The 20,383-nt window shown below is 42.3% G+C and carries 17 protein-coding genes; 11 read left to right on the top strand and 6 right to left on the bottom strand.

The window, feature by feature from the left end:
- The first annotated feature begins 42 nt into the window (after window positions 1–42).
- From FR7_RS21815 to FR7_RS21805, 3 genes are all read left to right on the top strand, one after another.
- Window positions 43–888 (top strand): AraC family transcriptional regulator, encoded by an 846-nt coding sequence (locus FR7_RS21815; RefSeq protein WP_007950851.1) that lies wholly within the window; start codon window positions 43–45, stop codon window positions 886–888.
- Window positions 889–1,160: 272 nt separating this feature from the next.
- Complete coding sequence (locus FR7_RS21810; protein WP_007950847.1) at window positions 1,161–2,168, top strand: Gfo/Idh/MocA family oxidoreductase; 1,008 nt, start codon at window positions 1,161–1,163, stop codon at window positions 2,166–2,168.
- 18 nt (window positions 2,169–2,186) lie between these two features.
- A complete protein-coding gene (locus tag FR7_RS21805; RefSeq protein WP_007950846.1) occupies window positions 2,187–3,134 on the top strand; it encodes a sugar phosphate isomerase/epimerase family protein in 948 nt (315 codons plus the stop codon).
- Between the two features lie 13 nt (window positions 3,135–3,147).
- Here the strand turns inward: FR7_RS21805 and FR7_RS21800 are convergent, their stop codons facing one another.
- From FR7_RS21800 to FR7_RS21790, 3 genes are read right to left on the bottom strand one after another with little or no spacing between them, the layout of a single operon-like run.
- Window positions 3,148–3,537, bottom strand: coding sequence for an MDR/zinc-dependent alcohol dehydrogenase-like family protein (locus FR7_RS21800; protein ID WP_007950845.1), 390 nt, complete (start codon window positions 3,535–3,537; stop codon window positions 3,148–3,150).
- A gap of 36 nt (window positions 3,538–3,573) precedes the next feature.
- Complete coding sequence (locus tag FR7_RS21795) at window positions 3,574–5,400, bottom strand: ABC transporter ATP-binding protein (RefSeq protein ID WP_007950843.1); 1,827 nt, start codon at window positions 5,398–5,400, stop codon at window positions 3,574–3,576.
- Window positions 5,397–7,121: an ABC transporter ATP-binding protein gene (locus FR7_RS21790; protein ID WP_007950841.1), complete on the bottom strand. Its 1,725-nt coding sequence runs from the start codon at window positions 7,119–7,121 to the stop codon at window positions 5,397–5,399. The genes FR7_RS21795 and FR7_RS21790 overlap by 4 nt, the downstream gene beginning before the upstream one ends.
- Before the next feature lie 211 nt (window positions 7,122–7,332).
- Between FR7_RS21790 and rph the strand changes: the two genes are divergently transcribed.
- From rph to FR7_RS21760, 6 genes are all read left to right on the top strand, one after another.
- On the top strand, window positions 7,333–9,978 hold the full coding sequence (gene rph / locus FR7_RS21785; RefSeq protein ID WP_007950839.1) for a rifamycin-inactivating phosphotransferase: 2,646 nt from the start codon (window positions 7,333–7,335) through the stop codon (window positions 9,976–9,978).
- Window positions 9,979–10,550: 572 nt separating this feature from the next.
- A complete protein-coding gene (locus FR7_RS21780; protein ID WP_007950837.1) occupies window positions 10,551–12,539 on the top strand; it encodes a sigma 54-interacting transcriptional regulator in 1,989 nt (662 codons plus the stop codon).
- 207 nt (window positions 12,540–12,746) lie between these two features.
- Complete coding sequence (locus tag FR7_RS21775; protein WP_007950835.1) at window positions 12,747–13,739, top strand: 2-keto-3-deoxygluconate permease; 993 nt, start codon at window positions 12,747–12,749, stop codon at window positions 13,737–13,739.
- 14 nt (window positions 13,740–13,753) lie between these two features.
- Window positions 13,754–14,161 carry a GlcG/HbpS family heme-binding protein gene (locus FR7_RS21770; RefSeq protein WP_007950832.1) on the top strand — a complete coding sequence of 136 codons (408 nt, stop codon included), beginning with the start codon at window positions 13,754–13,756 and terminating at the stop codon, window positions 14,159–14,161.
- A gap of 58 nt (window positions 14,162–14,219) precedes the next feature.
- Window positions 14,220–15,104 (top strand): 2-hydroxy-3-oxopropionate reductase, encoded by an 885-nt coding sequence (gene garR / locus FR7_RS21765; RefSeq protein WP_007950830.1) that lies wholly within the window; start codon window positions 14,220–14,222, stop codon window positions 15,102–15,104.
- 51 nt (window positions 15,105–15,155) lie between these two features.
- Window positions 15,156–16,136 carry a 2-hydroxyacid dehydrogenase gene (locus FR7_RS21760; protein ID WP_007950829.1) on the top strand — a complete coding sequence of 327 codons (981 nt, stop codon included), beginning with the start codon at window positions 15,156–15,158 and terminating at the stop codon, window positions 16,134–16,136.
- Between the two features lie 207 nt (window positions 16,137–16,343).
- On the opposite strand, the gene FR7_RS21755 is transcribed toward FR7_RS21760, so the two are convergent.
- On the bottom strand, window positions 16,344–16,586 hold the full coding sequence (locus FR7_RS21755; protein ID WP_007932983.1) for an AzlD domain-containing protein: 243 nt from the start codon (window positions 16,584–16,586) through the stop codon (window positions 16,344–16,346).
- Window positions 16,587–16,666: 80 nt separating this feature from the next.
- Between FR7_RS21755 and FR7_RS21750 the strand changes: the two genes are divergently transcribed.
- The gene (locus FR7_RS21750; protein ID WP_040543391.1) at window positions 16,667–17,017 is read left to right on the top strand and encodes a cupin domain-containing protein; all 351 of its coding nucleotides are present in this window, start codon (window positions 16,667–16,669) and stop codon (window positions 17,015–17,017) included.
- A gap of 666 nt (window positions 17,018–17,683) precedes the next feature.
- On the opposite strand, the gene FR7_RS21745 is transcribed toward FR7_RS21750, so the two are convergent.
- Both FR7_RS21745 and FR7_RS21740 read right to left on the bottom strand, forming a co-directional pair.
- Complete coding sequence (locus FR7_RS21745) at window positions 17,684–18,025, bottom strand: DMT family transporter (protein ID WP_337453687.1); 342 nt, start codon at window positions 18,023–18,025, stop codon at window positions 17,684–17,686.
- 197 nt (window positions 18,026–18,222) lie between these two features.
- Window positions 18,223–19,053 (bottom strand): MerR family transcriptional regulator, encoded by an 831-nt coding sequence (locus FR7_RS21740; RefSeq protein WP_007950827.1) that lies wholly within the window; start codon window positions 19,051–19,053, stop codon window positions 18,223–18,225.
- A gap of 167 nt (window positions 19,054–19,220) precedes the next feature.
- Here FR7_RS21740 and FR7_RS21735 point away from each other — a divergent pair, with 167 nt between their 5' ends.
- Window positions 19,221–20,381 (top strand): efflux RND transporter periplasmic adaptor subunit, encoded by a 1,161-nt coding sequence (locus tag FR7_RS21735; protein WP_007950826.1) that lies wholly within the window; start codon window positions 19,221–19,223, stop codon window positions 20,379–20,381.
- Window positions 20,382–20,383: the final 2 nt, after the last annotated feature.

The raw sequence follows: 20,383 nt of genomic DNA, 5'->3' as shown, positions 1-20,383 counted from the left end.
TAATTTAATAAGATATAATTTTATCAAGAGAGGTATTTGGAGATGAACAAAAAGCTTATGTTGTCATTTACACTAAATAATATTGAATTGAAAGGAACCTTTTTTGTTAATGAAACATATAGTCAAAAACATGCACATATGATTCATTCTCATCAAAATGTGCTCGAAATTCTTTATGTATATAGCGGAAAAGGGCGATATCTTGTAGGTAATCGAGAATATGCTGTGAATTCTGGTGATTTCATTATTTGTAATGCGGGAATTCTTCATGGAGAAGCTCCTTTTCAGCAGCATAATATGCAGACGTATTGTTGTGCTCTCTCTGGTATTGACATAAAAGGATTGCCTCCAAACTGCCTAATCAATTATAGTCATAAACCTATTTTTTCTTCAAAAGAAACATCTAAGCGTTTACATCAACTTATGCCCGTATTGCATGAACTTTACATGACATCAGCAAATATTGTTTCACATTATTTGGCTATAAGTATTTTGCTTTTAGTTTATGAAGAAATAGTAACACAAAAAGAGAATGGGAATATGGAGTATGAACAAAAAAAAGAAAACCTTGTACGTAAAATTACGGAGTTTATCGATGAACACTATAAAGAATCGATTAAACTGGAAAATATTAGCCACAGTCTTCATATTAGTCCTTCGCAATTATCTCATGTTTTTAAGCATGAAACGGGTTTATCTCCCATTCAGTATATAATTCACCGGCGTATCGGAGAAGCGCAAAGTCTTTTAATGGAAACGCATCTTTTAATTCGAGAGATCGAAGAAAGTCTTGGATTTGGCAGTAGTGTTCATTTTAGTGCGATATTCAAAAAGTATGTTGGTATTTCCCCTAAAGACTATAGAATACATTTTAAAAAAAATAAATGATTTTAAAATGCACAGTATTGTCATGTTTATGATGCTGTGCATTTTTTTTGCAAGATATTATAACAAATAAGAAATAAAATAAGATCTATTATGATTATTCTGAAAATTACAGCAAGATAATAATAACAGAAAAAAATGATACTAATTATAATATTAATTAAGGTTCATGAACTATCAAGTTGTGATAAGTTTTTATAAAAAACGTATTGTGTTTTGTTTGTACCAATTGAAAAAATGAGTAATAAGCTTTATAAATGAGAGGAGTCTTAGGTATGAAACAATTGAGAATAGGGTTAGTTGGAACAGGTGCTATTGGACGTACGCATATCGAACGAATAAATCAAAAATTACAAGGAGGCCGTGTTATTGCCTGCGCAGATGTGAATCTCGATTTTTGTAAAACGGTTGCTAAGAATTATGAACTCCATGCTTATAAATGTGGAGAAGATATGATTGCCTCTAATGATATTGACGCTGTTATCGTAACAACGCTTGACCCGTTTCATGAACAATATGTTATGGCAGCTATTCAATACGGAAAATATGTTTTTTGCGAAAAACCGCTTGCGCCTGAACCTGAGGCCTGCAAACGTATTATAGAAGCGGAAATTGCTGGTGGAAAACATCTTGTACAAGTCGGTTTTATGCGCCGTTATGATCCAGGGTATTGCCAGTTGAAACAGTTGATTGAATCTGGAAAATATGGACTTCCTTTGATGCTTCACTGCGTACACCGTAATTATGATGCGCCTGGATTTACAACTCCTATGTCTGTCGAAAATTCGATGATTCATGAAATTGATGTGCTTCGTTGGTTACTCAATGAAAATTATGCGACAGTAGAAGTTGTTTTTCCAAAATCGACTCGTCATGCGGAAGGTGATTTACGTGATCCACAAATTATGTATTTGACGACTGAATCAGGTGTGAGAATTGATGTTGAGTCTTTTGTGAATTGCCGTTATGGATATGATATAAAATGTGAAATTGTATGTGAAGAAGGTTCTTTGAATTTACCGGAACCACCGAATGCAATGGTCAGGACCAACAATTCGCGTATAACTCGAATTTGTCATGATTGGTCGGAACGTTTCGTTGATGCCTACAATATTGAATTTCAAGAATGGATTAATTCTTGTAAAAATGGACATTTAACAGGACCAAGTGCTTGGGATGGCTATGTTGGACAAGTAACTGCTAAGGCCGCATCCAAAGCACGCGATACACAAAGTATTGTAAGAATGAACTTGGAATCTATGCCTGATTTTTATAAAAAATAAATTTTTGAGGTGAATACCATGAATCTTTGCTTTAATACAGATAGCTTAGGATATATGTCTTTTGAAGAAATGTTGGATACTGCAGCAGAGTTGGGATTTGATTCAATTGAAATTGCTTGTGGAAATTGGTCAAAAGCTCCGCATATTGATTTAGATAATATGCTCGAAAATAAAACTGCGCGTAATACTTTTATGGAAGAAATCGAAAAGCGTGGACTTACTTTAGCAACATTGAATTGTTCAGGCAATCAACTTGCGCCAAATGAAGAAGGAAAAGAGCATCAAAAAGTTGTTGAAAAAACGTTTCAACTGGCTGAAAAGCTCAATATAAAACATATTGTAATGATGTCTGGCTTGCCTGGTGGTTCTCCCACGGATGTAACACCTAATTGGATTACAAGTAGCTGGCCTCCAATTACAACGAAAATTTTAAATTGGCAATGGAATGAAGTATTCATCCCTTATTGGCAGACTGCGGTAGAGAGAGCGAAATCACATGGGATCGAAAAGATTGCTTTAGAAAATCATGGATATCAATTAGTTTATAACCCTGGAACGCTTATACGGCTTCGGGATGCGGTAGGTCCCATGATTGGGATGAACATAGATCCAGGCCATCTGTTTTGGATGGGAGGAGATCCTATTGTGGCTGTACGCAAATTAGGGGCAGAGCGCATATATCATGTCCATGCGAAGGATGCGCGCATGGAACGAAGTCTTTTAGAGTCTGATGGGGTCTTAGATACAAAAACAATCGATCAATTTTCTCAACGTACTTGGAATTATGTGGCATTGGGACATGGTCATAGTGTTCAGTGGTGGAAAGAATTTTTCTCTGTTCTCAGCATGATTGGATATACCGGATCGGTCAGCTTAGAAATGGAAGATTTAACAATGTCGCCACTAACTGGAATAAAGAAGTCTTTAAATGTGTTAAAAGAAGCTTTACCAAATGATTATGAGTGAGAAAATATGAATCCTATGGATTAAATGCATAATTCAGAAAATCCTCTGGAATATTCGGCGTGCCGGCGCAGTCAACCGCCACATCAATGTTGATTGCCGAATGTCCATGGGATTTTTTTATTTCCCCGAATTGTTCAATTAAGAAATTACGCACATCTCCTGATGTCGGATTAAATCCTATTCCGCCTATTTCCCTTACAATTTCCAAACGCCTATCATCCACATCCAATACGGCTACTTTTTTGTTTCCCTGGGCAATTAAGCCGCTTAGGGCACAGAGACCGATGGTTCCGGCGCCATAAATCACCACTTGATTTTCCGGTTTAGTCTGAGGAACATTTTTTCCATGGGTTCCTACTGAAAAAGGTTCAATTAAAACCGCATCGTCAAAGCGCATTAACATATCATACCTTAAGCAAAACAGGAAGGGGATTTTACGTTATACAGATCCGGCATCCTCAGCCGCGAACTGACTGTTGTAAAGATCATAGTAAAAACCCTTTTTCACCATCAACTCTGTATGGCTGCCCTTTTCCACAATATCCCCGTGATTCAGTACCAGGATGATATCCGCGTTACGAATGGTAGACAGCCGGTGGGCAATAACAAAGCTTGTCCTGCCCTGCATCATCCTATTCATCGCGTTTTGAATGAGAACCTCTGTGCGGGTGTCTACGGAGCTTGTGGCTTCATCCAGGATGAGAATTGGCTGGTCGGCGATAATGGCCCGGGCAATGGTGAGTAATTGCTTCTGCCCTTGAGAAATATTGCCGGCATCTTCACTAATCCGCATATCGTAGCTATTCGGTAATGTTCTAATAAATTGGTGGACATAAGTGGTTTTGGCGGCGTCAACAACCTGCTGCCGGGTGGCCCCTTGCCTTCCATAGGCGATATTTTCTGCAATGGTTCCATTAAACAGCCAGGTATCTTGCAGTACCATGCCAAATATGCCGCGCAAATCATCCCGTTTCATATCCCTGATATCAATACCGTCAATTTTAATACTGCCGTCATCCACATCATAAAAACGCATAAACAAATTGATCAGCGTTGTTTTGCCTGATCCGGTGGGACCGACGATGGCGACCGTTTGACCGCTTTTGACCTCTAAATTAAAATCACGGATGACAGGCTGACCGGGCAGGTAAGAAAAGTTTACCTGCCGGATGGAAACATTGCCTTGGACGTTTTCCAGCTTTACCGGATTGGGATGCTCGGCGCTTTCCTCCGCTTCATCCAAAATTTCAAAAATTCTTTCCGCAGCAGCCAGTGCGGCCTGCAAAGTTCCCGCTGCATTGGAAATGATACTGATAGGATTGTTAAACTGCTTGACGTATTGCAGAAAAGCCTGGATTTGTCCAACTTCAATTTGACCGCGAATGGCAAAAAAACAGCCCAGAACAGCAACGCCTACATACCCGATATTGCCTAAAAATGCGGCCAAAGGCGATAGTATCCCTGATAAAAATTCGGCGCGCCATGAATTTTTCAGGATTTTTTTATTTAAGTCGCTAAAGCGGGTCTTAGCTTCTTCTTCGTAATTAAAGCTTCTCACGATGCTATAGCCTGTATACATTTCTTCCACATGTCCGTTCATCGCGCCAATAAAAGCCTGCTGATTGATAAAGTATTTTTGGGATGTTTTTATGATGATTGATGAGGTAAGCAGTGCGAGGGGTATAACCGCAAAAGCTACCAGTGATATCCAGACATTAATGATCAACATCATGACAGAGATCCCCGCCAGGGTGGTTAGAGAAGAAATAATCTGGGTAAAGCTATGCTGCAAGGTAGAACTAACGGTTTCAACATCATTGGTAACCCGGCTCAATAGTTCACCATGGGTTTTGCTGTCTAAAAACCGCAGTGGCAGCCGATTGAGCTTTATATTGAGGTCTGTTCTGATCAGATAAATAATACGGGATGTGATCTCGGCCATCAGGAAATTCTGTGCAAAGGCAAACACCTGGGAAATCAAATAGATAACGGTTAATAGCAGCAGCGTTGTTATCATCTTGTCCCAGAGAAAAATACCTGTAGTCACACCTATGTACAGCTGTGTCGTCACTCGGCCTAAAATTTCCGGTGCCAAAACAGTAAACACCGTGCTTAACACCGTCATTAAAATGGCGACTAATAATTTCCCTTTTAATTGTTTAAAATAGCGCAACAGACGTCTGCCTGTATTGCCGAAGTTTCGCGGCTTCTCAGCGTCTCCGATGATTGACGGGGGCTTTGAAAAAGAACCTGGCTTATTGCTCATAGTAGCCCCTCCTGCTGAAACTGCGATCTGAAGATTTCCTGATAGATGCCGCAGCGTTTCATCAGCTCTTCATGGTTGCCGGTGTCGGCGACTTCCCCCTCGTTGAGAACCACAATGCGATCCGCCTGAATAATGGTGCTGATGCGCTGGGCAATGACAATCAGGGCTGCGTCTTTTGTTTCAGACTTTAATGCCTGGCGTACCGCCCGATCGGTTTTATAGTCCAGTGCCGAAAAACTATCGTCCAGCAAATAGACAGCCGGCTTTTTAATCACAGCCCGGGCAATGGCCAGACGCTGTTTCTGACCGCCGGACACATTGGTGCCGCCCTGAGCAATGGGGGTATCAAGTCCTGCTTCTTTAGCCTGGATAAACTCGGTTGCCTGGGCAATGCCGGCAGCCTTAAGCAGTTCCTCCCTGCTGGCATTCTTTTTGCCGAAGCGGAGATTTCCGGCAATGGTGTTGGAAAATAACACTGCCTGCTGCGGAACATAACCGATTTTCTCACGCAGATTATGCAGCGTATAGTCCCTGATATCTACCCCATCAATCAGTATCTGACCGGCGGTGACGTCATAAAAACGCAGCAGCAGTTTGGCAATGGTGGATTTTCCGCTGCCTGTACTGCCGATAATGGCCGTCATTTGATTAGGATAAGCAGTAAAGGATACATCCTTTAAAACAGCCTCCTCCGCCTGGGGAAAAGTAAAAGATACATGGTTGAATTCTACAATGCCGGTATGAATTCTGGCCTCAGCCCGGGAGCCGTCAACAATGCTGGAACTGGTTTCCAATACGGTGATAATCCGGGTGAGTGAAGTAATCAGCCGTGGATACATCATAAAAAGCATGGACGTCATCATCACCGACAACAGAATCTGGGTGATATACTGCACATAAGCGACCAGGCTGCCTACATCCATCGTTGCGTTCATGACAAGTCTGCTGCCGAAAAACATGACCGCAATGGTGGTTATATTCATCAGAATGGTAACCGCTGGCATTAAAATGCCTATCAGCTGCTGGGTATGAATGGACAAGCGGGTGTATTCGCCATTGACTCCTTCGAAGCGCTCCATTTCATGGCGGGTCTGTTTAAAGGCCCGAATGACGCGTATTCCGGTAAGATTCTCGCGTAATACCAAATTGAGTAAATCAAATTGAGCTTGCATACTTCGATAGTAGCCCATCATGCTGGCCAGAATCCAGGCGATAACCAAAGACATAACCGGTAAGGTAATAATGAGAACAAGGGACAGCTTACCGCTGGTGAAAACAGCCATGATAATGCCGCTAAGCATCATTAACGGCGTAAGTATACCCATCTTCAACAAATAAAGTAAAAAAGTTTGAATCCGGGTAATGTCATTAGTGGTACGGGTGATCAGCGAAGAAACCCCAAACAGGTCCATTTCATTGGAGGAAAATTCCTGCACTTTAAAAAAAATTTGCTGCCGTAAATCTGCACTAATCCTGGTGGAGATACGGGCTGAAATTAAACCGGAGGCCAAAGAGCAAACCATAGCTGCGATGGCCGCCAGCAGCATATTCATTCCTGTTTTTTCAATAAAATCGGTATCAGCCCTTTGAATGCCCTGATTAATTAAGTCCGCTACCAGGGTGGGCAACAGAACTTCACAGGCTGACTGGATAATCAAAAACAATAAAAGCGCAAAAACAGGCAGTTTATACGGTTTTAAACAGTCCCAAAGTAATCGCACCGAATCAAGCTCCCTCCATATTTGATGGCCTTTGTACAGAAAAGACACTTTATCTCTATTGCAATCACCAACAAAGGGGAAATGTATTGGCATAGCTTAGTTTCTAACTTCATATCCCAAATTATTCAGTATGAGAATACATTTGTTGTTACGGACGAATACTAAACAGAGCATTGATTATATACTTTTGCATGAAAACTAGGGGGGAAGCATGCTAACTTATACACTTTTTTTTACTGAAATCAGCAAACAGGATTTGCCGCTGGTGGGCGGAAAAGGGGCAAATCTAGGAGAAATTTCCAAGATTGATAATGTGAAAGTACCGCCAGGCTTTTGCATCACCACAGAAGCCTATCAATATTTTGTCAAGGCAAGTCCTGTATTGGCCGGTTTTTTAGACCAACTCAACGATTTGGATGTTGAACACTCTGATGCGATCCAACTATTAGGGCAGCGCATCCGACAGCATATGGAAAGTCTGCCGGTGCCGGACGAAATCCGGCGGCAGATAGGTCAGGCCTGGCAGGAAACAGGAGTAGATTATGCTTATGCCGTTCGCTCCAGCGCGACAGCAGAAGACCTGCCCGGCGCATCATTTGCCGGCCAGCAGGATACCTACCTGAATATTAAAGGAATTGACGCCATTGTTGATCATGTCCGGAAATGCTGGGCCTCGTTGTTCAGCGATCGCGCCATCGTGTATCGCGCTCGAAACGGATTTGATCATAAACAAGTTTTGCTGGCCGTGGTGGTACAGCGGATGGTTTTTCCGGAAGTATCAGGGATTATGTTTACTGCCGACCCGGTAAACGGCAATCGTAAGATTGTCTCCATTGATGCGAGCTTTGGTTTGGGCGAAGCATTGGTCAGCGGCATGGTTAACGCGGACCTCTACAAGGTGAAGGACAATAAAATTCTGACAAAACAGATTGGTGATAAAAAAATCGCCATATACGCTGCACCGGAGGGGGGAACAAGGGAAAGGGCATTGCCTGACGAAATGCCTAAGTGCCAGGCGCTTACCGATGAACAAGTGCTTACATTGGCGGCAATTGGTAAACATATCGAACAGTATTTTGGATCTCCCCAGGACATCGAATGGTGCTTTGCTGACGGCATTTTCTATATTGTACAAAGCAGGCCGATTACTACGCTCTATCCGGTACCTAAACTTGCCGATAACCGGTTTCATGTATTCTCCTCCTTTGGGCATCAGCAAATGATGACTGACCCTATGAAGCCGCTGGGACTGTCGCTGTTCCAGTTTTCGGAACCCTATGATCACATCCTGGTTATGGCTGGCGGACGTTTATTTGGTGATATTACCAGTTCTTGCAGTCCTGAAAAAAAACAAACAGGCCTGGATAGAATGGATGCTTTGATGGGCAGCGCCATCGACGAGATCAAAAACCGCCGTGACCTTGTCGCCTTACTTCAACCGGAAGGACAGCCCAGAATGAGTTTTGCCCAACTAAAAAAACTTGCCGGGCCGGCAATGAGAACGATTCAAAATATGACGACCAACGACCCAAGTCAGGCTTATCACGTCTATGGTTGGGCTGAAGAGAAAATTTCTGAAGCGAAGCGAACGCTGCGGCAGCTTTCCGGCGGCGACAGAATCAGGTTTATTGACAGGGATAAAACAGAAATGCTTACCTGGGTTTTGCATGGCAAAATGATGGGACCGTTTATGGCGGGTATGCTTTCCTTCGAATTAATTGACCGCCTAAGTAAACGGTGGCTGGGGGACAGCAAAGAAACTGAGGATTTGGGAAAATCACCGCCGAGAAATAATACCAGTGAAATGGGGCTGGCCCTTGGCGATCTTGCCGATATCATTCGGCAGTATCCCGCTGTGATTACTTATCTGCATCAGGCTGATGACGATACGTTGCTGACGGGGCTGGGAACGGTTAAAGGCGGCCATCATGTGAAGCCGGTTTTTGAGGAATTTCTCCAGCAATATGGTATGCGGTGTACCGGGGAAATTGATATTACACGGCCCCGCTGGCGGGAAAAACCCAGCCAGCTTATCCCGGCAATTTTAAGCCATATTCAAAGCGTACAGCCGGGTGAACATCGCCTTAAGTTTGCTAAAGGCGAGAAACTGGCGGAAGAAGCGGCCAAAAGCCTGTCAACCCGCTTAAAAAAGATAAAAGGCGGCACCGTAAAAGCCAAAATTATGGATAAGCTCATTAAAACCTATCGGGGGCTGGCCGGTTTTAGAGAGTATCCCAAATATTTCATCGTATCCCACTTTGATCTCTATAAAAAAGCGATTATGGAAGAAGCGGAAAAACTGGTTCATCAGGGTGTACTTAAACAAGCCGAAGATGTATATTATCTGTCTCTTACTGAGTTGGAACAAGTGATTCGGACCGCTCATGCCGATCAGCAATTGATTGCTGATCGTAAGGAAAATTACCTGGAATATGAAAAACTTACGCCGCCCAGAGTGATGACCAGTGAAGGGGAAATCATCTATGGCAGCTATGGCCAGCAGGATGCACCGACAGGATCTTTACCCGGAATAGCTGTATCTGCTGGAGTGGTGGAAGGACGCGCCCGGGTCATTCTAAAACCGGAGCAAGCGAAGCTGGACAAAGGAGATATCCTGGTAGCCACCTTTACAGATCCTGGCTGGACGCCGTTCTTTGTATCGGCAAGCGGCGTGGTTACCGAAGTCGGGGGACTGATGACTCATGGTGCGATTGTTGCCCGGGAATATGGCATTCCAGCCGTTGTCGGCGTTCAGCAGGCGACCACTCTCATTCAGGACGGGCAGAGAATTCGAGTGAACGGAACAAAAGGCTATATTGAACTATTGGAGGATTCACAGGTTAATCCAATACATTAACTGAGGTTTTTTTAAGGTGCTTTTACTTTGATACATTCAGATAAAATAGCCAACTCTGTTAAAATCTCCGTTTAACCCGAACATGGACCAGCATACCATTTGTAACGATGAAAGATGCCTCAACCCTTGTATTTTCAAGAGTTGAGGCCGTTTGCATTTCAAATAGGGATAGGATGTATTGATATTTTTCTAATAATGTTTACTAAGAATCAAAACTGATATAATATTGTATCATAGAAATAATAGCTTTTAGAGAGTTAAACGTAGATAGAGTATATGCATGTATACGGTCAAATAACGTTTCTGCACTAAAAGTAGCTGAAAATGCGGAAATGAAATATGAAAGCTCTTTTATCAAGCATTACAATGGCAAGGATATGGAATATTTACTTTATTCCAAAGCAAGAAAATAGCAGGAGCCTGTCCACCTTGGGCTTAGTGTTTGTTATGTTTTTGCAATTTTCATAATTTTATATTTATTAATAAAGTGGAAATGATATACTAATTTAGTAGTGATATTCCCTTAAAAGCAAAGAAAGTCAAATCAATCTAATGTTAGCAGAGTGTGGTCTGTGGGCATTTCTATAGAAATAATTCGGTTGTGGGAAATGAAAAATATACATCCGAAAGGGATGGAAAGTATGAAGAATAGTATTTGCTTGGTGGCGACTTACAAAGAATTTGCTCAATTAGTACGCGATATCAAAAAGGAATTAGATCTACCCATCGATGTACTGGAAGGGAGTTTAGAAGAGGGAACGAAACAAGCGGTGAAAGCTGAAAAGGCGGGAGCAAAGATAATTATTAGCCGCGGCGGTACAGCATCGATGATTCGGCGGCACGTTAAAATTCCCGTGGTGGAGATCAGGGTAACTGGATACGACATATTCCGTAACATATACCCCGTGTCTGGTCCCGGAAGAGTTTTAGGTATTTTAGGATACCAGAATGCAGTCACGGGCTGCCGGGCAGCAGCTCAGGTTCTCGGTATCTCCATTCACGAGGTCATTCTTGCAGATGGTGTTACAACAAACTGGGAGAATGTCCGTGCTCAGGTAAAATACCTGATGGAAGAATACGGTGTCAATACTTTCATCGGTGATACGAGTGTCATGACTCATTTAGAATTTCCAACACTTGATGTGCGTTTAATTACTTCCAGCCGAGAATCAATTTTACCAGCGGTAGAAGATGCAATGAATTTGCTGCGGGTTCAAGAAGAAGAACAGAAGGCTACTCAACGGCTTCAGGCTATACTTAACTTTGTACATGATGGAATTTTAGCAACCGATGAGCATGGAAGCATTACTCTCTTAAATCCGGCTGCGGAAAAAATATTCCATGTTCAGCAGAGTCAAGTTCTGGGGCAGCAAATCACCAAAGTTTTCAGGGATACTCGAATCGATGAAGTACTAAAATCTGGACAAGATGAGATTGGTCAGTTGCAAAAAGTTCCGGAAGGCCATATTCTGACGAATCGGATTTCTATCAATGTCGATGGAGCTGTGAAAGGTGTAGTGGCAACATTCCAGGAAGTAACCCAGATTCAGGATGCAGAGCGAACGATCCGTCAAAGTCTCTATGGGAAAGGCCTTGTGACCAAATACGTATTTAGTGATATCTTGACAAAGGATCCTCGAATGAAGAAGCTTATCGAGATTGCGCGGGGCTATTCTTTAACAGGTGCAACTGTACTGATTCAAGGGGAAAGTGGTACAGGCAAAGAACTTTTTGCTCAAAGCATCCATGCTCACAGCCTTCGTTTTAAAGGACCTTTTGTCGCCGTAAATTGTGCGGCACTACCTTCTCAGTTGTTGGAAAGTGAGTTATTCGGCTATGTCGAAGGTGCTTTCACTGGTGCAAAAAAAGGTGGTAAAATTGGACTTTTTGAATTGGCTCATAACGGGACGATCTTTCTCGACGAGATTGGTGATATGGAAAAAGGGCTTCAAGCTCGATTGCTCCGAGTACTTGAAGAACGAATGGTAATGCGCCTGGGCTCCGATTCGCTTATTCCGGTTAACATACGAGTGATTGCGGCAACGAATATTGATCTGAGAAAAGAAGTGCTGTCAGGCAGTTTTCGTAATGATCTATATTATAGACTGAATGTGCTCAACCTTCCCATCCCCTCGCTGCGCGAGCGTCCAGAGGATATTTCCCTTCTTGCCGAATATTTCTTTAACTATTTTATCGTCGAACATGGCAAAGGCATCATGGAATTACCCGGGGAAATCAATCATTTGCTTAGTGAATATTCCTGGCCCGGTAATATTAGAGAGTTAAAGAATGTTATGGAGCGTATTGTCCTTGCTGCTGTACAGGGCCAAATTCATCTACCGACAGTACGGCTGATGGTTGAGGAAATCCAACATCTCCAAGAAGATCAACTGGAATCGGGTGATGACGAATTAATTCGTGGCACATTTGAAGAAATTAAAGGCAAGGTCATTCGTCGAGTATTACAAGAGGAAGATTGGAACAAGAGTCAGGCAGCCCGTCGTCTGGGTATCGACCGAATGACTGTAAACCGTTTTGCTGTCCGAGAATCAGATATTTAATAAAATGCTTTAAAAACCCACACATGCCGCATAAAAAACAAGCAGCATGTGTGGGTTTCTTTATCTTTTTCTACAATATTGTTGAGTTTGGAAGTTGGCACGAATTTTGCATTAATAATTAAGTGAAGGCCTTCACGATTTATCATAACCATATGTAAAGAAAAATAAATACCATCTGAATATTTCAGAAATAAGGAGCGTAAGAAAATGAAAATTATGAAGTCAATAAGCCGCGTGCCAGGCGGACTTATGGTAGTTCCCTTATTTATCGGTATGGTTATTAACACGTTTTTTCCTACAATGCTTAAGATTGGCGGGTTCACTGAAGCTCTAAGTGGTATCGGTTATCCTACCGTTCTGGGTATGTATTTATTCGTATGCGGTACCAAGATGACATTGAAAACGGCTCCTAGCATGTTAAAGCGAGGATTTGGTATTCTTAGCGCGAAGGTAGGTACTGCAATTATTATAGCTTTTGCGGTATCAAGGCTATTTAACGGTGATCTTTTTGGACTTTCGGCTTTGGCTGTAATGGCAGCCATGAGCGATACGAACGGCGGTATGTTCTTGGCGCTGACTAGTGTAATGGGAAGTAAAGAGGATGCTGGAACTTATGTACCTCAGAGTATTGAGACAGGACCATTTCTGACGATGCTATTCCTTGTTGGTGCCGGCCTTGCAAATATTCCATGGCTTACCATGTGGTCGGTTGTAGCGCCCATTTTAATGGGTGCTATATTGGGAAACCTTGACGAAGACCTGCGTAAATTCTTCGGTGATCATGAGCCACTGATCGTTCCTTTTATGGCTTTTACCCTGGGGCAAAACATTAATCTTAATTCTGTCTTATCGGCAGGAATCCAGGGCATAGTATTAGGCGTATTTGTTTGGGCTGTCACGGGTTTCGTCTGCATTCTCGCAGACAAGAAATTGGGGGGATCGGGTATTGCAGGAGCTGCCGCTTCTAGTACCGCTGGCAATGCAGCAGCTGTTCCGTCAGCTGTGGCAATGGCTGACCATGCATATATCGCAATTGCTCCCATCGCAACGGTTCAAGTGGCCGCATCTGTTATTGTTACTGCAGTTTTAACTCCTCTGCTGACTTCATGGATGTACAAAAAGAATCATAAAAAAGGACCTGATCAAGCAGCATTGGATGCCAGTCTTTATTGTAAAGATGTACATAACGTTAAAGAGTAAAGGAGTGAGGACAAATGGAGATAAGTCTACAGGTGGCACAGGATTTGGTTTCAAAAGCAATTGAGAAGGCGACTATTGAATTTAACGCTCCAATTTGCGTGGCTGTATGTGATAAATATGGATTCTTGATCGCCTTTGGCCGTATGGACGGAGCACCCGTTCGGAGCATTGAGCTGTCACAGGGAAAAGCATATACTGCAGCGCGTATGGGAGTGGACACGGATGCTTTTCTAGAACGGCTTCATCGTGAAAATGTGCCGGCAAGCTACTTCTGTGATCAACGGCTGACGGGTCTGCCTGGCGGTACTGTTTTAAAAGATGCTGCTGGTAATATGGTAGGTGGAGCTGGAATCAGTGGGCTTAAGCCCCAGGAGGATTTAGCAATAGCTAATATGATGGCCAAAATGATTAAAGATATTTAGCAGGTAATAAGGCGGCAATAACCTTTAGTTAACTGTAGATTACAAGGAGTGAGAGTAAATGAAGATAGGATTTATTGGATTAGGGATTATGGGAAAACCAATGAGTAAAAATCTTTTAAAAAAAGGCTATGACCTTGTGGTGTGTGATGTAGTTCAGTCTGCTGTGGACGAGGTTGTACAATGCGGGGCGACGTTAGCGTTAACTCCTAAAGATGTTGCTTCTCAGACGGATATTATTATCACCATGTTGCCCAACTCACCCCAAGTGAAGCAAGTTGTACTTGGTAAAGACGGTATTGTTGAGGGAGCTAAACCTGGAGCAATCGTAATTGACATGAGTTCTATTTCCCCCTTGGTTAGCCGTGAAGTCGCTATGAAACTGGCTGAAAGCGGTATTGAAATGTTAGATGCACCTGTTAGTGGTGGTGAGCCCAAAGCGATTGATGGTACGTTATCAGTCATGGTTGGTGGTAAACGTCATGTATTTGACAGCTGTTATGACATTATGAAAACGATGGCTGGATCAGTTGTTTTAACAGGTGATATCGGTGCAGGCAACGTTACCAAACTGGCGAATCAAATCATTGTGGCAATCAATATTGCCGGCATGTCGGAAGCATTGGTGTTGGCGGCTAAGGCAGGAGTTCAGCCTGAATTGGTTTACCAGGCCATTCGAGGTGGTTTGGCAGGCAGTACTGTTCTTGATGCCAAAGCTCCTCTAGTCATGGACCGTAAATTCGATCCTGGGTTTCGGATCAATCTGCATATCAAGGATTTAAACAACGTAATGGACACTGCCCATGGAGTAGGTGTACCCTTGCCGATGACGGCCGCTGTGATGGAAATGATGCAAGCTCTCAAAGTCGATGGCATGGGAGACGATGATCATGGTTCGCTGATTCGATATTACGAGAAAATGGCACAGGTAGAAGTGAAACGATAGAATTACTTGGATATTTACTGATAAAATTGAGAAAAATTTGGAGGGGCTATTATGACAAAGGCAAGTGTATATGTGACTAGGATGATACCCGAAGACAACATTGAGGAACTGCGTAAACATTTTGCTGTGGAGGTTAACCAAGAAGATCGTGCATTGAGTAAAGAGGAGTTAAAGGAAAAACTCAAAGGGAAACATGCAGTTATCTCTTTGTTAACAGACACAATCGATAGTGAAGTTCTTGATGCTGCCGGTCCACAATTGAAAATAGTAGCCAACTATGCTGTTGGCTTCAATAATTTTGATGTTGCTGCGGCCACGGAACGGGGCGTTATTCTTACAAATACTCCAGGAGTATTAGATGAATCTACAGCCACGCTTACGTTCACTTTATTACTGTCGATGGCTCGCCGTATTCCTGAGGCCAATAAATTTTTGCGTGATGGAAAGTGGCAGGGATGGGCTCCCATGTTCTTTATTGGTCTTGACGTAGACAGGAAGACTCTCGGTGTTGCTGGACTGGGGAGAATCGGGAAGAATGTTGCCCGCAAGGCCAAGGGATTTGATATGAAGATCATCTATACAGATGTTTGCCGCAATGAGGAATTTGAAAAGCAGGTTGGAGCTACATTTGTAGATAAGGAAACCTTGTTGAAAGAATCGGATTTCCTTACTCTGCACGTCCCGCTGATTTCTGAGACTCATCACTACATCGGCGAGAAAGAATTGAAGATGATGAAGAAGACGGCGGTTCTCATTAATGCTAGCCGGGGGCCAGTAGTAGATGAAATTGCACTAGTAAAAGCTTTGCAAGAAAAAGAAATCTGGGGTGCAGGACTTGATGTATTTGAAGAAGAGCCAAGAATTGCCCCAGGATTGAGCGATTTGGATAATGTGGTTATAGTCCCACATATCGCATCAGCAACAATGGATACTCGCTTAAAAATGGGGGCTATTGCCGTAGATAATATCATCAAAGTGCTTAATGGACAAATGCCAGATACGTGTGTAAATCCTGAGGTATTAAAGAAATAAATTTATGCTGATCACTTAAATGATTTTATGGTTGGCTGCTAGTTTATTAATAGTCTTTATGGGCTAAAAGGATTTACAAAGTTATGGATCGCCTCAATCATTTAACCTGCTGATAAAGCCACGAGTTTCGTGGCTTTATATTTTTTTTATATCATCCTTCCAATTCCATTTTGGAAGGGGCTTTACTGCCGGAGATGGTGAATCAATTTAACTCATACAATAACGAGCTGCCCATCCAAGGATTGCTCCAATCATAACAGAGGGAAGAAACATGTTTAGTACCTTAATTGTTACTGCTGTGGAAAGACACCCAATAAGAACCGGAAATGAAATAGCTAGTTGACCATCCATTGGTATTACGATTTGTTTAATAATAAGTGCTGAAATAATTCCAATAGGAACATAATTAAAATATAATCGCAAGGTAGCATTCATCTCTCGCCCTGCCATGATTCGATTCCTATGATGCGTGATATATAGGTAGAAGCTGCTAGCAATCCGATAAGAATCCAGTAATTAAGCATTTTCTATTGTCTATCGAATCGGATGTCTCCATCAGTCGAAAGAAAGATGGGATGAAGCTGATTAGTTCAAATGATGTATTTGTCGCTGAGCCTTTGTTTCGTTCTCATGGTTTGATTGAGCTTTATAGGGGATACTTACAGCCTCGAGGGGAGTATCTGTCAGAGGCACACCAACCGGGAGTGATGGAATTTGTTACCGTCATGTCCGGTCAATTGACAGTGGAAGTAGACGGGGAGGCTCATCATTTGAATGATTACGATTCCATTCGTTTCAAAGGGGATCGTCCACATAAATATGCCAACCCCTCTTCCTCTTTAACCATGCTGCATTTTGTCATTTCTTATAATAATCTTTGATAGGTTTGTTTTCCAGAATATCAGCATGGCTAAAGCAACCCGCCATTTCTAGTACAATTTCTTATAAGTACTCTTAAGAATTCTAAGCGCACACGTGAATTTGTAAGTATTTGATGTTCTTGATGGCTGGGTCGCTCATGTGACGCTGATCTTGCAATAGTTGTGGATCTTAATAAATGGTATATATATTACATATATGGTAAAGTTATCCACGAAAATAGGTGTTACTAACAGCTTTATCCACACGAAAACACTGTCTTATCTCAATTTAAAATGTACCCGATAAAGTAGACTTTTTTAAAGTCTACTTTATCGGGTACATTTTAAATTAGCTAGACGGCTCTTTTTCTTTTATTTATTTGAATATCCAATCCTGTAACCAAAAATCCTCAAAAAACATAATATATAATGTAAACCAATTATGTTGGAAAGGAGGAATAAATATGAGATTTGGCGGTGGTAGCGGCGGCTGTTGGTTTGTCATCGTCATAATTATTATTCTTTTGTTGTTCTGCGGCTGTGAAGACGATTGCAGCACTACATGCTAAAATCCAATTCATCGTCATAATATAGCTACCCACAACGGTTGCCTTACTCTTAATTAGTGAGGTAGCTTTTTTTTATTGGACATTATTTGAGTGTGCAGGTAACTGCGTATACATGCAACTAATGTCCAGCACCTTTTAAATTAAGCAACACTACACCAATAATGATTAATACTATACCAGCAATAGTGTAAATATTAATAGATTCCTTCCAAACCAATAAGGCTACCAGGGCTGTCAATGCTGTTCCTAGTCCTGACCAAATGGCATAAGCTATGCTTAGCGGGATTTGGGTCAATGCCTGTGAGAGTGCATAGAACGAAGCTCCCATGACTACGACAAATAAAATGCTAGGTATGAGCCTTGAGAAACCTGCAGAAGCTTTCAACATTGAGGTTGCGAAAATTTCACAAACGATAGCCGCCGCTAATAATGCGTATCCATTCATTTTGTATCCTCCAATGTTAAATAATAAAGCGGTCGTTATGCTTTAGTATAGCTTTAAATATGATATTTAATGCGCGGTTTGTTTTTTATCATGGCTATCCTCCTCCGTAACCTGGGCGGCACGACCTAGCGTGATTATTTCTTAACCTTATTACAATATAAACTATACGGTAGCTGAATAGTCAAGAAGAATTGAAATGGCGAGAAGCTGAGTTATTTCAATAAAATTGAAATTTTAGCTTCGCAATAGTAGGGATCTTCAACGACTGCCGTAGTATCATCCAGGATACTTTCCAGATAGGCGTGTCCAATGAATGTAAGTCCGTGATTATTTGCATAGTCCGAAAGTTGTTGAAGGGTTGGATCCATCTCCGCCCAAGATCCTCTGTAATAGCTCACAAGGTAACGGCCGGCAGGCTTAAAAGTCCAATTTATGGCTTTACTGTTTTTCTCATCAATACGGTAAAAGTAATTGGTCAATTGGCAGAAATCTCCTTGTAGTACTTTGTCAGTATCCATCATGTAGCCAAGGGGGTATCCACAATAATTTCGAGTATGATAGCAGTCACGCATAAATTTCAGCATAACTTTCATTGTTTCTTCCATGGACATTTCGGCAGTCGATTCGCTGACTACGATTGCTTGTGCTTTTGATTCAATAATTTCGATTTTAGAACAATCCATTTCCAGGTTTGCTTCCATGTTGCTGATCTTATTCTGTGCAACTCTTTGCAGCCATATAAGCTCGGCAATTTCTTGCTCCAGCATTTGACTTTGATTATACAGCAACGTTTGTGTTTTTTGCGGAGTGCAGTGTACCAAATGTTTTTTGATCTCTTCCAATGGGACACGGAGTTTGCGTAGCAGTTGAATCGCGTCAAAAACACCGCTTTGCCCATACGTATAATAGCGGTACCCGTTTTTTTTCACGATAGCCGGCTTGAATAAATCAATGCTGTCATAATACATCAAGGTGCGCTTGTTGACGCCGTACAGAGCAGCAAATTGGCCGGTAGTAAATTTTTTTTGTAAAAAATCATGCATGATGTAAAATCCTCCTCTTGACTATACAACTACTGTATAGTTTATCATAATACATAGCTCTAAATTGGTCAATTTTAGAAGTATATAAGGCTGATGGACCGATATAACTTGGTGGCGCAGCAAAGCAATGCTGCAATATCGTTAACAAATAGGGAGGGTGGAAAATTGTGCTTTCAGCAAAATTTAGGAAGAGTTACTGTGTAGGATTGGGTGCTATAATGATTGGTTTGATCATTACGGGATGTGGCGGCACGAAGACGATGGTGCAGGAAAAAGCAGTGCCGGTTAAAGCAATAAAGGTTATCCAGCAGGATGTAACGAGAGCCAATGAATATGCAGGACAGGTACAGGGAAAAAATGAAGTGAAAATTCAGGCACGTGTGTCAGGCAATATTGTGGAAAAAATGGTTTCCGGCGGTGATGTGGTCAAAAAGAGGCAACCCTTGTTTCGCATCGACAGCATTCAATATGAAAGTACATTGCTCTCTGCCCAAGCGCAGCTGGTACAAGCCGAGGCCAATTGGGAAAACTCACGGATTGATACGGAGCGATATCAAAATCTGCTGAATGCAGCAGCCATTTCGGAGCAGCGTCTGACTACTCAGAAAGCGACCGAACGCCAGAATGAGGCTTTAGTGGCTTCTTACCGTGCACTAGTAAAAAAGGCGCAGGATGATGTAAACAGTACCTTGGTTGTTTCGCCAATCGACGGACGCATTGATGTAAATGATGTCGGCGTGGGAACCTATGTGCAGGCAGGGAGTACCACGTTAGTCACGATGGGTGCTCTGGATTCGGTATTTGTGCAATTTAACATGAGTGAAAATGAATATCTTAACTTGCGGCAGGTTTCGCAGAATCATATTGCCAACAGCGGCTGGGGCGAAGATGTCATGATTACATTAAGCAATGGTGCAGTATATCCGATAAAGGGGAAAGTCACGCAGGCAGATCGAGGCTTGGCCAATAATAGTGGAACACTGACGTTAAAAGCCTCTTTTGCTAATCCTGATGGGATATTAATCCCTGGGATGTTTGCCAGAGTGAAAATCCCTGGCATACCAGAAAGAAATGCTATACTGGTTCCCCAGCGGGCTGTGCAGCAGGTTTTGGATAAATCCCTCGTCACAATTGTCAATGCCGACAATACAGCAGAGCCCCGGTCGGTGATTCTGGGAGAAAAGGTGGGCAGTTATTACCTTATAAAAGAAGGATTAACCGCAAATGACACAGTTGTTGTAGAAGGGCTGACAAAGGTTCAGGAGGGGATGGCACTTGATGTGACTATCGTCACTCCCGATGAGTTGGAGCTATCAATTAACTCCTAGGA

Source organism: Pelosinus fermentans DSM 17108, from assembly GCF_000271485.2.
GTDB lineage: Bacteria > Bacillota > Negativicutes > DSM-13327 > DSM-13327 > Pelosinus > Pelosinus fermentans.
Note: the sequence above shows the minus strand (reverse complement) of the source record. Positions and strands in the feature narration are given on the sequence as shown.

Coding starts and splice junctions, on each gene's coding strand:
- FR7_RS21815 (WP_007950851.1), top strand. CDS start 43: ATGAACAAAAAGCTTATGTTGTCATTTACACTAAATAATATTGAATTG.
- FR7_RS21810 (WP_007950847.1), top strand. CDS start 1,161: ATGAAACAATTGAGAATAGGGTTAGTTGGAACAGGTGCTATTGGACGT.
- FR7_RS21805 (WP_007950846.1), top strand. CDS start 2,187: ATGAATCTTTGCTTTAATACAGATAGCTTAGGATATATGTCTTTTGAA.
- FR7_RS21800 (WP_007950845.1), bottom strand. CDS start 3,537: ATGTTAATGCGCTTTGACGATGCGGTTTTAATTGAACCTTTTTCAGTA.
- FR7_RS21795 (WP_007950843.1), bottom strand. CDS start 5,400: ATGAGCAATAAGCCAGGTTCTTTTTCAAAGCCCCCGTCAATCATCGGA.
- rph (WP_007950839.1), top strand. CDS start 7,333: ATGCTAACTTATACACTTTTTTTTACTGAAATCAGCAAACAGGATTTG.
- FR7_RS21775 (WP_007950835.1), top strand. CDS start 12,747: ATGAAAATTATGAAGTCAATAAGCCGCGTGCCAGGCGGACTTATGGTA.
- FR7_RS21770 (WP_007950832.1), top strand. CDS start 13,754: ATGGAGATAAGTCTACAGGTGGCACAGGATTTGGTTTCAAAAGCAATT.
- garR (WP_007950830.1), top strand. CDS start 14,220: ATGAAGATAGGATTTATTGGATTAGGGATTATGGGAAAACCAATGAGT.
- FR7_RS21760 (WP_007950829.1), top strand. CDS start 15,156: ATGACAAAGGCAAGTGTATATGTGACTAGGATGATACCCGAAGACAAC.
- FR7_RS21755 (WP_007932983.1), bottom strand. CDS start 16,586: ATGGCAGGGCGAGAGATGAATGCTACCTTGCGATTATATTTTAATTAT.
- FR7_RS21740 (WP_007950827.1), bottom strand. CDS start 19,053: ATGCATGATTTTTTACAAAAAAAATTTACTACCGGCCAATTTGCTGCT.